Origin of the sequence: Haloactinospora alba (genome assembly GCF_006717075.1) — a bacterium.
Taxonomy (GTDB): Bacteria; Actinomycetota; Actinomycetes; order Streptosporangiales; family Streptosporangiaceae; genus Haloactinospora; species Haloactinospora alba.
On sequence record NZ_VFQC01000001.1, the window covers coordinates 2395636 to 2408861 of the forward strand.

The window sequence follows — 13226 nt, forward strand, 5'->3', positions numbered from 1 at the left end:
CAGGCGGTTACACGTGACGCTCCTCACCCAGTGCCGCGGGAAGGGGGTGCGCGTGCGCGATCCGCAGGGTGCTCACCGCACGGGTGAGGGCGACGTACAGGCGGTTGAGGCCGCGTTCGTCGGCGGCGATACTGGCGGGTTCGGCGACGACGGCCGCGTCGAACTCCAGCCCCTTGGCGAGGGACGCCGGGACGCACACCATACGGGATGCCTCCAGCGCGTCCTCGTCCTCTCCCACCAGGGCGGGGTCGAGGGCCTCGGCGGCGAGGCGGTCGCGGAGGGCCGCGATGTCGGCGTCGGCAGCGACCAGACCGACCGATCCCGCCCCCTTCAGCGCCTCCCGGCACGCCAGCACGAGCGTGTCCTCCAGCGCATCGGGGCCGGTCGCGGTCACCTCCAACGCGTCGGGAGAGTGGCGCACTCCGGTGGGGGTTCCCAACCCGGGGGCGATCTCCGGCAGGAGCCGGGCGGCGTAGTCGATGATCTCCGCCGGTACACGGAACCCGCGGTTCAGCACCGCCGGTTGGGCCTCGGGCTGGCCCAGATGGGTGAGGAGTGCGGGCCAGTCTCCGACCGCCCCCGCACTGGTTCCCTGGGCGATGTCGCCCAGCACGGTCAGCGACCCCCGGTTGCAGCGGCGGCTGATCACACGGCACTGCATCGGCGTGAGGTCCTGGACCTCGTCCACGACGACGTGGCCCAGGGTGGTGGGACGTTCGATGAGGGAGGAGGCCTCGTCGATCAGGGCGAGGTCGGCTGCGGACCATTTCGCCGTTTTGGCCCCGCGTGGTTTGCCCGGTAGGGAGACCGCCTCCTGCTCCTCTGGGGTGAGGATGCCGTCGGCGGCGCGGGCCAGCCGCTCGCGGTCGGTGAGCAGTCCCAGGACGAGCCGGGCGGGGTCGGTTTTGGGCCACATCCGCCGCACCGCGGCGGTGACCGCCTTGTTCCGGCGCAGCTGGCCCAGCGCGCGGGTGTCGTACTCCTTGCCGGAGTCCTCGATACGCCGCATGACCAGGTCGGCGATGCGTTGGGTGAGCAGCCCGGGCCCCGCGCCGTAACCGATCCCGCGGCTGCGCAGCTCGGTCAGTGCCTCGGCCAGCTCCTCCGGCGGGATCCGCCACTTGCGGGATGCGTGTTCCACGACCAAGGGCTCGTCGGGGGGTTGCACCTGGCTCCACAGGTCCCGGTGGATGACGTCGCCCATACGCGCATCCCCTTTGACGCGCGCCTCGTGCGCGGTGGCCGAGCGGCGCACGGTGACGTGCCCCGCGAGCTCCTCGATGGTGGTCTGGCGCACGCCCACCTCGCCCAGGGCGGGCAGGACCTTACGGATGTAGGAGAGGAAGGAGCGGTTCGGCCCGATGATCGCGACTCCCCCGTCCTGGCTGAGCCGTTCCCGCTCGGTGTAGAGCAGGTAGGCGATGCGGTGCAGCCCGACCGCGGTCTTCCCGGTTCCGGGGGCTCCCTGCACGCACACGGCGGGCCGTATGGGTGCTCGCACCAGGTCGTCCTGTTCCGGCTGGATCGTGGCGACGATGTCACGCATGGGGCCGGAGCGCGGGCGTTCGATCTCGGCCGCAAGCAGCCCGTCCGGCTCCGCGTCGTGGGAGGCGCCACCGGCGTGGGTGAGGTACTCGTCCTCGTAGGCGGTGAGTTCCGCGCCGTCGGAGAACCCGTATCGGCGCCGCATCAGCGCGTTCCGGGGGTTCTCGGGGGTGGCCTGGTAGAAGGCGGACGATATCGGTGCCCGCCAGTCGATCACCAGCGGGGTGCCGTTCTCGTCGTGCACGTGGCGGCGCCCGATGTAGACCCGGTCGGCGGTTCCCGTACGGGTCGGGGCCGCCTCGGGTTCGTCCTCGTAGACGGTCCCCGCCGGGTAGTCGAGGCGTCCGAAGAACAGCGGGACGTCGGTCAGGTCCACCAGCGCCTCGGCTCGGCGTTGGCGGGCCTGGTCCATCAGCCAGTTGGTGTAGGTGTAGTCGGCATCCTCGGAGTCGTCCTGGACCGTCTCCGTGGTGACGACGTCCTCGTGCATGCGCCGTAGTTCGGCTCGGGCCGTCTCGAGGAAGGCGCGTTCCGCGGCGATGTCGGAGGGTTCTGCGGGATCGGGGACGTGTTCGTCCATCAGGGGTGGCCTCGGCTTTCGTCAGGACAGCGGTTCGGCGGGCGGGTGGCGGACCGTGGAAACGTCAGGCGCTGGGATTTCCGCGGTCCGCAGGGTCACGACGGAGTCGGGTGGGAATCTGCCGACTCTGCGTCGGAACGCCACCGGTTGTCCTGCTGCGCTGCGGCCGAAGGCGCGACGGCGCGACTGGCGGACGTCTGCCACGGGGACGGAGAGGTCCGTAACGGTCGCGGGGTTCTACCGGAGCTCGTGCTCTTCTCGCGCGGTGCAGGCGGTGGCCGGGAGGAACCAGCGACGATTATAGGCGTGTTGCGTACGGAACCGCGAGTCGACGCGTGTGGCCCGGTTGGGTCCCCGCCCGGTGTCTGCTGCCGGAGCCGACCGTGCGAAAGCGGGAATGCCGGGGGCGGGCTCCCCGTCCCGCCCCCGTGTGGTCATTCCGTTTCGCGTTCCAGCAGTTCGACCAGTTCGGCCAGGTGGGTGTCGGCGTTCTCCCCGTCGGCGTGGAGGGTGACCGTGTCCCCGTGTTTGGCGCCGACGCCCATCACCATGAGCAGGCTTCGGGCGTCCGCGGGCGCGGAACCGTCCTTGGTGATGGTGACGGCGAGACCGGTGGAGCTGGCCGCTTCCACGAACAGGGCGGCCGGACGCGCGTGCAGTCCGACGGGGGAGCCGATGGTGGCGGTGGCGGTGGCCATGTGCGTGTCCTCCTCAGGGATGGCGGTTGGGCGGGACCCGGTCCGGCTCGGCGGGGCCGGGCCGGGTGGACAGGGGCGGTGGCGACGGTGTCAGACGGTCTCCGCGGCGGAGGCGGGTGCGGCCTCGCGGGAATGCCCCAGGGTCTTCGTTCCGATGACGGCTGCCGCTGTCACGGCGCTGCCGACCGCGACCGCCACGAGGAACAACAGCGGCTGCCCGATGAGCGGCGTCACCCAGACCCCGCCGTGCGGCGCGCGCAGTGTCGACCCGGACAGGGCCACCAGCGCTCCCGCTGTTCCGGAACCCGCCATGAGGGCGGGGATCACCCGCAACGGGTCGGCGGCGGCGAAGGGGATGGCGCCTTCGGTGATGAACGAGGCGCCCAACAGCCACGCCGCCTTGCCGTTCTGGCGCTCCGCCGCGCTGAACAGCCGCGCGCGCAGGGCTGTGGCCAGGGCCAGCCCGAGCGGGGGTGTCATACCGCCGGCCATGGTCGCGGCCATGATCGTGAACTCCGTGGAACCGGCCTGGGCCGTGGCTCCGGCCGCGGTGATCCCGGCTGTGGCGAAGGTGTAGGCGGCCTTGTTGACGGGGCCGCCCATGTCGAAGGACATCATGAGGCCCAGGACCGCACCCAGTAGGAGGAGGCTGCCTCCGGAGAGGGCTCCGAGCCAGTCGCTGAGCACCGCCATGAGGCTCGCCAGCGGCTGGCCGAGCACGGTGAACATGACCAGGCCGGTACCGAAGGCGGCCACAAGCGGCGTGACCACGACGGGCATGATGCCGCGTACCGCGGCCGGGACGGGTATCCGGGACATTCCCAGGGCGAGGAAACCGGCGAGGAAACCGGCGACGAGACCGCCGAGGAAGCCGGCTTCGGTGGCGATGGCGACGGCGCCTCCGAGGACCCCGGGGACCAGACCGGGCCGGTCGGCGATGGCGAAGGCGATGAAACCCGCCAGGACCGGCACGAGGAACTCGAACGTCAGCGACCCGGTGTGGAAGAGCAACGCCCCCCAGCTCTGGGTGGACAGGAGGGTGAAGTCCTCCACGACGGTGGAGGGGTCCGTGTCGGCGATCTCGTAGCCGCCCACCATGAACCCGAGTGCGATCATGATCCCACCGGCCGCCACGAAGGGGATCATGTAGGACACGCCGGTCATGAGCCACTGCCGGACCCGGGTGCCTACCCCTCCCCCCGAGGCGACCTTGGTCTCCGGGGAGGCCGCCGGAGGTTCGCCGACACCGGTGGAGTCGAGACCGTCGCCACCGCCGCCCTCCGGGGAGGGCTCCCCCGCGGAGGGGGCACTCCCGGTACGGGCCGCCTCGACCGCGGCGTCGAGCACGGCGGAGGCGTCGTGGATGGGGCCTTTCACCCCCACGTCGGTGGACGGTTTCCCGGCGAAACGCTCCTTGTCGCGCACTTCCAGGTCCGCCGCGTAGATGACGGCGTCGGCGTCGGCGATCTGCTGCGCCGTGAGGGGTTGGGCGCCGGTGGCGCCCTGGGTTTCGACGTGGATCTCGTGGCCGGCGTCCCGGGCCGCCTGCTCCAGCGCCTCGGCGGCCATGTAGGTGTGCGCGATCCCGGTCGGGCACGATGTCACGGCGACGAACCTCATGCCTGCCCCACCTCCCGGTTGACCACGGAGGCGATCTCCTCCGGGCCGCTCGCAGCGCGGATCTCGTCCCGGAAGGAGGCGTGGACGAGTTTGCGGGCCAGGGTGGACAGGATGTTCATGTGCTGCTCGCCGCTCTCCGGGGCGGCGATGAGGAAGACCAGCTGCGCCGGACCGTCCGGCCCCTGGAAGTCCACACCGTGCGGTGTGGTCGCGACCGCGAGGCTCGGGGTGCGCACGTGCGCCGAACGCGCGTGCGGCAGCCCGACCTGGCCGGGCATTCCCGTGGCCAGTTGCCCCTCACGTGCCGCCACGTCGTCCAGGAATCCCTCGGCGTCGGTGACGCGTCCCTGCGCGTGCAGCAACCGCACGAGGTGGCGGATGACCTCCTGCCGGTCGGTCAGGTCCAGTTGTGGCGCGACAAGGTCCGCCGTGGTCAGTGGGGATGGGTCGCTCATGGTCACAGCTCCTTGATGGGAAGGGTGGGCGGAAGGTCGGTGCGGACGTCGACGGCCGCGGTGTCGACGTCCGCGGGGCCGGGGACCGTCGTTCCGGGTAGCTCGACCGCGGCGCGCCCCCACGCCGCGGCGTGACGCAGACGTTCCCGCGGCGGGTGGTCCCCGGCGAGGTAACCGGCCAGCGCGCAGTCGCCGGCGCCGACCGTGCTGCGGGGGCTGCGGACCGCTCCCCCGGCCCATTGGCTCTCCTCGGCGGTCACCCGGAGCACGCCGTGGCTGCCGAGCGTGGCGAGGATGACGCCGTTGCCCCGCCGGATGATGTGGCGTGCCGCCGTGACCACCTCACCGACGGTGGGAAGCTCGCGTCCGGCGAGTTCCTGCAGTTCCTCGTGGTTGGGTTTGATCAGGTCGAAACCGCCCCGCTGCGCTGCGGCACGCAGGGTTTCCCCGGAGGTGTCCAGGGCGATGGGGACGTCGTGCTCCGCGGCTATGCGCGCGAAGCGGGAGTACAGCTCCTCCGGTGCCCCGTCGGGCAGGCTTCCGGCTGCCACGAGCCACTGGGGGGACCGGTCCAGCGCCGTGTCGACGGCATCGCAGAGAGCGTCGGACTCGGCCGGGATGAGGGCGGGTCCGGGTTCGTTGATCTTGGTGGCGGTCCCGTCGCTCTCGACGAGCGTTATGTTGCTGCGGGTGGGTGCCTGGCTCGGCACGGTTGTCGTGGTGACACCACAGGCGGACAGCAGCTGCGCGAGTTCGCTGCCGGCCGACCCGCCGCTGGGCAGCAGGGCCAGTGCGGCGTGTTCGTGGCGGGCCAGCGCCCGGGCGACGTTGACCCCCTTCCCCCCGGGGTGGGCGTGGGTGGTGTGGGACCGCGCAACCTCCCCCCGTTCCAGTCGGGGTAGTTCCAGGGTGCGGTCGAGGCTGGGGTTCGGGGTGACGGTGACGATCATGCGGTCCCGCCCCGCAGCACGCGGCGTAACAATGGTGACCTTTCCTCGGGTGGGGTTCCGTCCGTCATCAGTCCAGTTCGTGGACGCACAGTGACTCCACACGCACCTCCCCCTCCTCAGCGAAAAGCCGCACCTGTTCCCCGTCCTCGTCGGGGAACACCAGGTCGCTCAACACGGCCTCGCCGGAACCGCCGAACGCCTCGACACACGAACGGTCCACCACGATCCGCATCCGGACCACGTCGCCCTCCGGACGCAGGCTCATGGTGTGCACCGCCGGGAAGGCGGGTTCGACCTCGGCCCGGCCGTGCGCGGTGCGGTCGAGGAACATCTCCTCCCGGTCGGGCCGGTAGCCGACGCGGGTGCGGCAGTTCGCGCCGGCCAGCACCTCCACACCGAAGGAAAGGGCGCTTTGGAGGCGGAAGACCACGTCGATGTCGAGGGCGGTTCCGCGGGTGATCCGCTCGTTCCGGCCCTCTTCCACGGTGCCGTGCCACCGCCGCCGGACGGTGCGCCGCCGTTCGAGCTCGTCGACGGGCCGCTGGGTGAGCCGGTACCCGGCTCCGGTGCCGGTCAGGCCGAGCTGGCGGGGCAGGGTCATCGCTCCGCGCCAGGGCGTGGTGGGGACGTCGCCGGCGTAGTTCCAGTTGCTCATCCACGCGACCCACAGCCGCCGCCCGTCCCGGTCGGGAACGTCGGACCACGACTGCGCGGCGTAGAAGTCGGAACCCTCGTCCGCCCAGAGCACCCGCTGCGGTGGCCCGTCACTGGTGAAGGCGGTGCCGTCGAAGTCCCCGGTGAAGTACTGCACGGCCGACCCTCCGGCGGGTCCGCCCGGGTTGATGCTGACCACGAGGACCCAGCGGGTGGTATCCGGGTCGCTGTCCACCGGAAGCTCGAACAGCTCGGGGCACTCCCACACCCCGCCGTGCGCGCCGTGCTCGGAGCCGAAGTCGCTGACGTGCTCCCAGTCCCGCAGGTTCGAGGAGCGGTAGAACATGATGCGGTCACCAGCGGCGAGCATGAGCACCCACGCCCCCGAGGGGTCGTGCCGGATCACTTTCGGGTCCCGGAAGTCCGGGATTCCCGGGTTCGGGATGACCGGGTTCCCCTCGTACTTGGTCCAGCTTCGCCCCCGGTCCGCGCTGTAGGCGACGCTCTGGTGCTGCTCCTCCCCCGCGCTGGTGTAGAACGCGACCAGACCGGCCCCTCCGCCGAAGAACCCGCTGGTGTCGTCGTGGTCCACCACGGCCCCGCCGGAGAAGATCTCGCCGAGCTCGTCGGGTTCGAGAGCGACCGGGAGTTCCTCCCACCGCGTCAGGTCATTACTGACCGCGTGGCCCCAGCTCATGTTGGCGTGGTCCAGGCCTTCCGGGTTGTGCTGGAAGAACAGGTGGTACTCGCCGCGGAAGAACACCAACCCGTTGGGGTCGTTGATCCAGTTGCGCTCCGGTGTGAAGTGCAGCAGTGGACGCCACCGCGCGGTGGTCCGCTCCTGGGCTAGGGCGGCGGCGGAGGACGGGGGAAGGAACGCGCCCGTCAGGGCGAGCCCGACCAGGGTTCCGGTTCCGCCCAGGAAACGCCGCCGGCCCACGCCGGAAGCCCGGGGGATGTCACTGTGTCGCGGTTCCAATGTCTCCTCCTGGGGGTGAGGGGATGGGGACGCCGGCTGGCGGGTCGGCCCGGCCGGACGCGTGCTGGTTACTCAGGCGACCGACACCTCGGTGTCGGCGCGTTGCAGTTCCTCCCGCGCGTGCTCGTCCAGTCCGCTGTCGGTGACGACGGTGTCGACCTCCGAGAGAGCGGCGAACCGACTGAACTGGTCGTCTCCGTACTTGCTGTGGTCGACGAGCAGCACCCGCCGCCGGCAGGCGCGCACCATGGCGGCCTTGACGGCGGCCTCGGCGGGCTCGGGGGTGGTACCTCCCCCGCTGACCGAGAACCCGTTGGCGCCGAAGAACCCGATGTCGACGGTGAGTCCGTCCAGCACGTCCAGCGCCCAGGACTCCACCGAGGCCAGCGTGGTGCCGCGGACCCGCCCTCCCAGCAGGTACAGGGTGCAGTTGGCCCGCGCGCAGAGCTGGTTGGCCGCGGGAAGCGAGTTCGTCACCACCGTGAGCTCCCGGTCCTCGGGCAGCAGCCGGGCCAGGCGGGCTGTGGTCGTTCCGGCGTCCAGCAGGACCGTGCCGCGCGTGGGCAGCAGGTCCACCGCCGCCCGGGCGATGCGTTCCTTCGCCGCGGCGTTGGTCTGGTCCCGCGTGGCCACGCCGGGCTCGAAGTCCAGACGCTCGACGGGGATCGCACCGCCGTAGACACGCCGCACCACACCCTGGCGTTCCAGTGCGCTCAGGTCCCGCCGGAGCGTCTCCGGTGCCACACCGAACTCCTCGGCCGCGGCCGACACGTCGATCCGCCCGTCACGCCGCGCCCGCTGCGCCAGCATCTGCCTCCGCTCCGCGCCATGCATGCCCGTTTCCTTCCGATTAAATCTGTGTTGTTGCCTGATTCTGCCTTGTTTTGCCAGAGTTGTCATCCAGGTCACAGAGAAAAGCACGAGGAAGGGACTCCATGCCCGTGGAAACAGCAGAACGGGTCCCCGCACCGGGACAGCGCCTGCGCGGTGTCCCGGTGAGCCCGGGCCGCGCCTTGGGACCGGCCGTCCGGGTAGCCGACCCTCCGGCCGAACCGGGCCCCGCTCCAGCGCCGGAGGACCCCGGTGCCGAGGCGGCACGCATCCGCCCAGCGGCCGAGGCCGTCTCCCGCGCGCTGCGGGAACGGCCGGCGGCCACAGGGGAGACGCGCGCGATCCTGGACACCACGGCGGCCATGGCCAGCGATCCCGCGCTACTGGCGGAGGCGGAGAAGGCCGTCACCGAACGCGGGCTGCCGGCCGGACGGGCGGTGCACGAGGCGGCCGGGTACTTCGCCTCGACACTGGCCGCGAGCGGCGACTACCTCGCCCAGCGCGCCCGGGACATCCGCGACGTCCGCGACCGGATCATCGCCGAGCTCGCCGGGGAGGCCGCTCCGGGAGTACCGGAGATCACCGGTCCCAGCGTGCTCGTGGCCCGGGACCTGGCTCCGGCCGACACCGCTGACCTGGACCCCTCCCTGGTACTGGCACTGGTGACGGAAGAGGGCGGCCCGACCAGCCACACCGCGATCCTGGCCCGGTCGCTGGGGATACCCGCGGTCGTCGCCGCACCCGGTGCCGCCGGTGCCGACGTCGCGGGTGCCAGCGTGGACGGCGAGACGGGAGAGGTGGAACTGTTGGACCACGCCCCTCCGGCCGCCCCAGCGGCCCGGCCCCGTCCCGACCACCAGGTCGCTGCGGGCGCAACGGCCGACGGCCACCCGGTCGCCCTCCTGGCCAACGTCGGCTCCGCGGCCGACGCCCGTTCCGCTGCCGATCTCGGGATGGCGGGCTGCGGGCTTCTCCGTACCGAGTTCTGCTTCCTGGAGGCCGCGACCGAACCCGACGAGGACACGCAACGGGCCGCCTACCGGGAGATCCTGGCTCCGCTGGAGGGAAAGCCGGTCGTCGTCCGCACCCTGGACGCCGGTGCCGACAAACCCTTGCCCTTCCTCGACATGACCGGCGAGCCGAACCCCGCCCTGGGGGTGCGCGGCCTGCGTCTCGCCGCGGACCGCCCCGGGCTGGTGGAGCGCCAGTTGGCGGCGATCGCCGGCGCGGCGGCGGACACCGGAGCGGAGGTCGCCGTGATGGCTCCCATGGTGGCCACACCCGAGGAGGCCGCCTGGTTCGCCGAACGCGCCCGCGCCGCCGGCCACCCGCGAGCCGGGGTCATGGTGGAGACGCCGGCGGCGGTGATGTCGGGGCCCGACCTGCTCGAGGCGGTGGACTTCCTGAGCGTCGGAACCAACGACCTCGCGCAGTACATGTTCGCGGCGGACCGGTTGTCCGGTTCCCTGGCGAGACTGAACGACCCGTGGCAGCCCGCGTTGCTGCGGGCCGTCGCCGAACTCGCCCGCGCCGGCCGGGACCACGACAGTTACGTGGGTGTCTGCGGGGAGGCCGCGGCCGACCCCCTGCTCGCGGGGGTTCTCGCGGGGTTGGGCGTGACCGGGCTGTCCATGGCGGTGTCCGCGGCCCCCGCCGTATCCCACGCCCTGGCGCAGCACACGCACGACGACCACGAGCGGGCCGCCCGCGACGCGCTCAGCGCTACCGGTCCGGACGCCGCGCGGCGCCGTGCCCGCGCCGCCCTCACCCCGTCCGCGACACAGGAGTGACACGGTCACCGGCGTCCTCTCTCCGGTGGGTGGGAGAGAGGACGCCGCGCGGCACCGCACTGTCGCCGCCGGTGGACCGTTCACTCCCGGCCCGCCGTTCGGCCGCCCCGGAAGCGGAACCACCTCACCCGGTACGGCTCCCTTCCCCGTTGTTTCCTCCTCCCCGCTGCCGACGCACCGAACCTCCGCCCACAACGCCCCACCGGTTAATCTGATTACAGAGTTTGATATCTGTCATTCCATCCATGACAATGAAGGTATGCACCACCGCACATTGGGGGATACCGGCCCCCGGGTTTCCGCCCTCGGCCTCGGCCTGATGGGCATGTCCGACTTCTACGGCTCCGCGGACGAGTCCGAGAGCCTCGCCACGATCGACGCCGCCATCGGCAGCGGTGTCACCCTCCTGGACACGGGGGACTTCTACGGGAGTGGCCACAACGAACTACTGCTGGGCAGGGCTCTGCGCGGACACGACCGGGAGCAGCTGCGGATCAGTGTCAAGTTCGGAGCGCTGCGCGACCCCGCCGGTGGTTTCGTCGGTGTCGACGGCCGCCCGGAATCGGTGAAGAACTTCCTCGCCCAGAGCCTGCGCCGCCTGGGGACCGACTACGTCGACGTCTACCGGCCCGCCCGCCTGGATCCGTCCGTTCCCATCGAGGACACCGTGGGTGCCATCGCGGAGATGGTCGAAGCCGGTTACGTCCGCCACGTCGGGCTGTCCGAGGTGGGGCCCGAGACGATCCGCCGCGCGGCCGCGGTACACCCGATCGCCGACCTGCAGATCGAGTACTCGCTGCTCTCGCGCGGGATCGAGGAGGAGATCCTGCCGGCCTGCCGGGAACTCGGCATCGGGACCACCGCCTACGGCGTCCTCTCCCGGGGGCTGCTGTCCGGGGACTGGAGCAGGGAACGCGCGGCCTGGACCCAGGACGCCCGCAGCCACATCCCCCGTTTCGCCGGCGAGAACCTGGAGCACAACCTCGCCCTGGTGGAGGCGCTGCGCGGTGTCGCCGACGCCAAGGGCGCTCGTGTCTCCCAGGTCGCCATCGGGTGGGCGCTGTCCCGCGGTGCGGACATCGTCCCGCTTGTCGGGGCGCGCCGCCGCGACCGGCTGACCGAGGCGTTGCGGGCGCTGGACGTGGAGCTGACACCGCGGGACCTCGCGGAGATCGAACGGGCCGTTCCCAGCGGGGCCGCGGCGGGCGAGCGTTACGACGTCGCCCAGATGGCTCTCCTCGACAGCGAACGCGCTGCGGGTCGGGATGAGTAACGCGCCGCTGACCCCGCAACGGATCCTCGAGGCGGCGGAGGAAACCCTGCGCCGTTTCGGCCCGGACAAGACGACCGTCGTGGACGTCGCCCGGGCGCTGGGGGTGAGCCACGGCAGCGTCTACCGCCACTTCCCGACCAAGGCCGCGCTGCGCGACGCCGTGGCGCAGCGCTGGTTGGAGGGTGTCTGCGCGCCCCTGCGCCCCATCGTCGAGGACGAACGGGAGGAGGCCGCCCCGCGACTGCGGCGGTGGCTGGAGTGCCTCAGCACGACGAAACGCCGGATGGCCCGGGAGGACCCGGAACTGTTCACCACGTACCACAAGCTGGCTCTGGAGTCGCGCGGGGTGGTGGACGAGCACCTCGAAACGCTGGCCCGGATGGTCACCCGGATCGTCGCCGACGGCAGGGCCCGCGGGGAGTTCGCGGTGCGGGAGCCCGAGGCGGCCGCCCGGGCGGTGCTGTCGGCCACCAGCCGGTTCCACGACCCGGTGCACGTGTCTGCCTGGGAGGAGCCCGGCATCGACGCCGAGTTCGAGGAGGTCTGGGCCCTGCTGCTGCACGGGCTCGCCACCCGGTCGGCACCCACCACCTCAGGGGAGTGAAACGCGCCCCGGCCGGGGCGCCTGCCCACGGGAGCGGTCCCGCCCCGGTCTCTCACGAGGTGCCGGTCGCGGTACGCGTCGTGAGTCCCTCGAAAGCCCCCAGGACCAGAAGGAGCACGACGGCGGTGGCGGCCGCCCACAGGGGGCCCGGCAGGACCACCGGTGTGAGGGCGAGCAGCAGCGCGCAGAGCGGGTAGCGGCCTCGCGCCCACCCCGGGACCCCTCGGCCGGCGGGAAGCACGCAGACGAGCCAGAGGGAGAACACGACCACGGCGGCCGCGGCCACCAGCGGGGAGGCGTCGGACGGACGCACGGCCGTCTCGGGCGAGGAAACGGTCTCAGCCAGGAAACGGGCCCCGGCCCCCACGGCGCCGACGGCGCCCACGACCAGGTAGTGCCCGTACTCCCAGAGCCGCCGGTGGGGGCCGCTGGCCAGCTCCGCGTGCGGCAGGGCGTGGTAGAGCCACAGAAGGGGGATGACAGTGGTCACGGCGAGGACCGCCACAGCAACGAGAGAGGCGCGTGGCGGCCCGTCGGCGACGCCCAACTGGACGGCGTGGATGGCGGCGGCGACGACCTGCGCGGCGACCGTGAGAGTGAAACGTCCGTACCGTCCCGCCATGTGGGCGGGGTTGGTGGGGATCCGACCGCGGCGCTGGGCCCAGAAGGGCACGGCGAGTTCCGCCGCAACGAGCACGAGGAACGCGGGTGAGAGCCACTGTTCCGGTAGCGCCAACCGCGTCAGCCACACCACCTGGAGCACCAGAAGGCCGACGGCGTAACGCAGGCACGTCACCCGCCGCGACGGGTCACCGACCGCGGCCCGGCACCACTGCGCCGCCAGAGGCAGCCGCATCACCGCGTAGCCGAACGTGATCACGGCGAAGTCCCGTTCGGTGAGGGCCGCGGGGACTCCGGCCGCCAGCACGCACGCCCCCAGGATCTGAAGCGTGGTGACCGTCCACGTCACACCGTCGTCGGTGTCGTAGGCCGAGGCGTGCCAACTGAAGTTCAGCCAGGCCCACCAGATCGCGAAGAACACCATCGCGAACCCCAGCACCGCCTGCCCCCACCCGCCGGTGGTGAGGCTGCGGGTCAACTGCACGGCGGCGAACCCGGAGGCGGTGGAGAACGCCAGGTCGAACAGCAGCTCCAGCGGTGTCTGGCCGCGCCTCGCGTCCGGGTCGCGGGCCCGCATCGGGCGGTAGAGCGGATGCGCCAGCGGATTCGCGCGGTCCATGGAAGGT

Annotated in this window: 11 protein-coding genes; 3 read left to right on the forward strand and 8 right to left on the reverse strand. The window is 71.9% G+C overall.

Annotated features, from left to right (window positions below; translation table 11 throughout):
- Positions 1–7 precede the first annotated feature (7 nt).
- The 7 genes from FHX37_RS10765 to FHX37_RS10795 all read right to left on the reverse strand — a co-directional run bounded on the left by FHX37_RS10765 (position 8) and on the right by FHX37_RS10795 (position 8315).
- A complete protein-coding gene (locus tag FHX37_RS10765) occupies positions 8–2125 on the reverse strand; it encodes a HelD family protein (RefSeq protein WP_141923772.1) in 2118 nt (705 codons plus the stop codon).
- Between the two features lie 434 nt (positions 2126–2559).
- Positions 2560–2823 (reverse strand): HPr family phosphocarrier protein, encoded by a 264-nt coding sequence (locus tag FHX37_RS10770; RefSeq protein WP_141923773.1) that lies wholly within the window; start codon positions 2821–2823, stop codon positions 2560–2562.
- 90 nt (positions 2824–2913) lie between these two features.
- On the reverse strand, positions 2914–4443 hold the full coding sequence (locus FHX37_RS10775; RefSeq protein WP_141923774.1) for a PTS fructose transporter subunit IIC: 1530 nt from the start codon (positions 4441–4443) through the stop codon (positions 2914–2916).
- On the reverse strand, positions 4440–4898 hold the full coding sequence (locus FHX37_RS10780) for a PTS sugar transporter subunit IIA (RefSeq protein WP_141923775.1): 459 nt from the start codon (positions 4896–4898) through the stop codon (positions 4440–4442). Before FHX37_RS10780 ends, FHX37_RS10775 begins: the two co-directional genes overlap by 4 nt.
- Before the next feature lie 2 nt (positions 4899–4900).
- On the reverse strand, positions 4901–5848 hold the full coding sequence (locus FHX37_RS10785; RefSeq protein ID WP_141923776.1) for a 1-phosphofructokinase family hexose kinase: 948 nt from the start codon (positions 5846–5848) through the stop codon (positions 4901–4903).
- Positions 5849–5915: 67 nt separating this feature from the next.
- The gene (locus FHX37_RS10790; protein WP_246062239.1) at positions 5916–7481 is read right to left on the reverse strand and encodes a glycoside hydrolase family 32 protein; all 1566 of its coding nucleotides are present in this window, start codon (positions 7479–7481) and stop codon (positions 5916–5918) included.
- Between the two features lie 72 nt (positions 7482–7553).
- A complete protein-coding gene (locus FHX37_RS10795) occupies positions 7554–8315 on the reverse strand; it encodes a DeoR/GlpR family DNA-binding transcription regulator (RefSeq protein WP_141923777.1) in 762 nt (253 codons plus the stop codon).
- Between the two features lie 101 nt (positions 8316–8416).
- On the opposite strand from FHX37_RS10795, the gene FHX37_RS10800 reads away from it, so the two are divergent.
- The 3 genes from FHX37_RS10800 (at position 8417) to FHX37_RS10810 (ending at position 11979) form a co-directional block, all read left to right on the forward strand.
- The gene (locus FHX37_RS10800) at positions 8417–10102 is read left to right on the forward strand and encodes a putative PEP-binding protein (RefSeq protein WP_141923778.1); all 1686 of its coding nucleotides are present in this window, start codon (positions 8417–8419) and stop codon (positions 10100–10102) included.
- Between the two features lie 259 nt (positions 10103–10361).
- Positions 10362–11375, forward strand: a complete 1014-nt coding sequence (locus FHX37_RS10805) for an aldo/keto reductase (protein WP_141923779.1) — start codon at positions 10362–10364, stop codon at positions 11373–11375.
- On the forward strand, positions 11368–11979 hold the full coding sequence (locus FHX37_RS10810; protein WP_141923780.1) for a TetR family transcriptional regulator: 612 nt from the start codon (positions 11368–11370) through the stop codon (positions 11977–11979). The genes FHX37_RS10805 and FHX37_RS10810 overlap by 8 nt, the downstream gene beginning before the upstream one ends.
- Positions 11980–12031: 52 nt before the next feature.
- Here the strand turns inward: FHX37_RS10810 and FHX37_RS10815 are convergent, their stop codons facing one another.
- Positions 12032–13219, reverse strand: coding sequence for a low temperature requirement protein A (locus FHX37_RS10815; RefSeq protein WP_141923781.1), 1188 nt, complete (start codon positions 13217–13219; stop codon positions 12032–12034).
- Positions 13220–13226: the final 7 nt, after the last annotated feature.

Excerpts from the sequence above, each read along its gene's own strand:
- FHX37_RS10765 (WP_141923772.1), bottom strand. The coding sequence starts at position 2,125 with ATGGACGAACACGTCCCCGATCCCGCAGAACCCTCCGACATCGCCGCG.
- FHX37_RS10770 (WP_141923773.1), bottom strand. The coding sequence starts at position 2,823 with ATGGCCACCGCCACCGCCACCATCGGCTCCCCCGTCGGACTGCACGCG.
- FHX37_RS10775 (WP_141923774.1), bottom strand. The coding sequence starts at position 4,443 with ATGAGGTTCGTCGCCGTGACATCGTGCCCGACCGGGATCGCGCACACC.
- FHX37_RS10780 (WP_141923775.1), bottom strand. The coding sequence starts at position 4,898 with ATGAGCGACCCATCCCCACTGACCACGGCGGACCTTGTCGCGCCACAA.
- FHX37_RS10785 (WP_141923776.1), bottom strand. The coding sequence starts at position 5,848 with ATGATCGTCACCGTCACCCCGAACCCCAGCCTCGACCGCACCCTGGAA.
- FHX37_RS10795 (WP_141923777.1), bottom strand. The coding sequence starts at position 8,315 with ATGCATGGCGCGGAGCGGAGGCAGATGCTGGCGCAGCGGGCGCGGCGT.
- FHX37_RS10800 (WP_141923778.1), top strand. The coding sequence starts at position 8,417 with ATGCCCGTGGAAACAGCAGAACGGGTCCCCGCACCGGGACAGCGCCTG.
- FHX37_RS10805 (WP_141923779.1), top strand. The coding sequence starts at position 10,362 with ATGCACCACCGCACATTGGGGGATACCGGCCCCCGGGTTTCCGCCCTC.
- FHX37_RS10810 (WP_141923780.1), top strand. The coding sequence starts at position 11,368 with ATGAGTAACGCGCCGCTGACCCCGCAACGGATCCTCGAGGCGGCGGAG.
- FHX37_RS10815 (WP_141923781.1), bottom strand. The coding sequence starts at position 13,219 with ATGGACCGCGCGAATCCGCTGGCGCATCCGCTCTACCGCCCGATGCGG.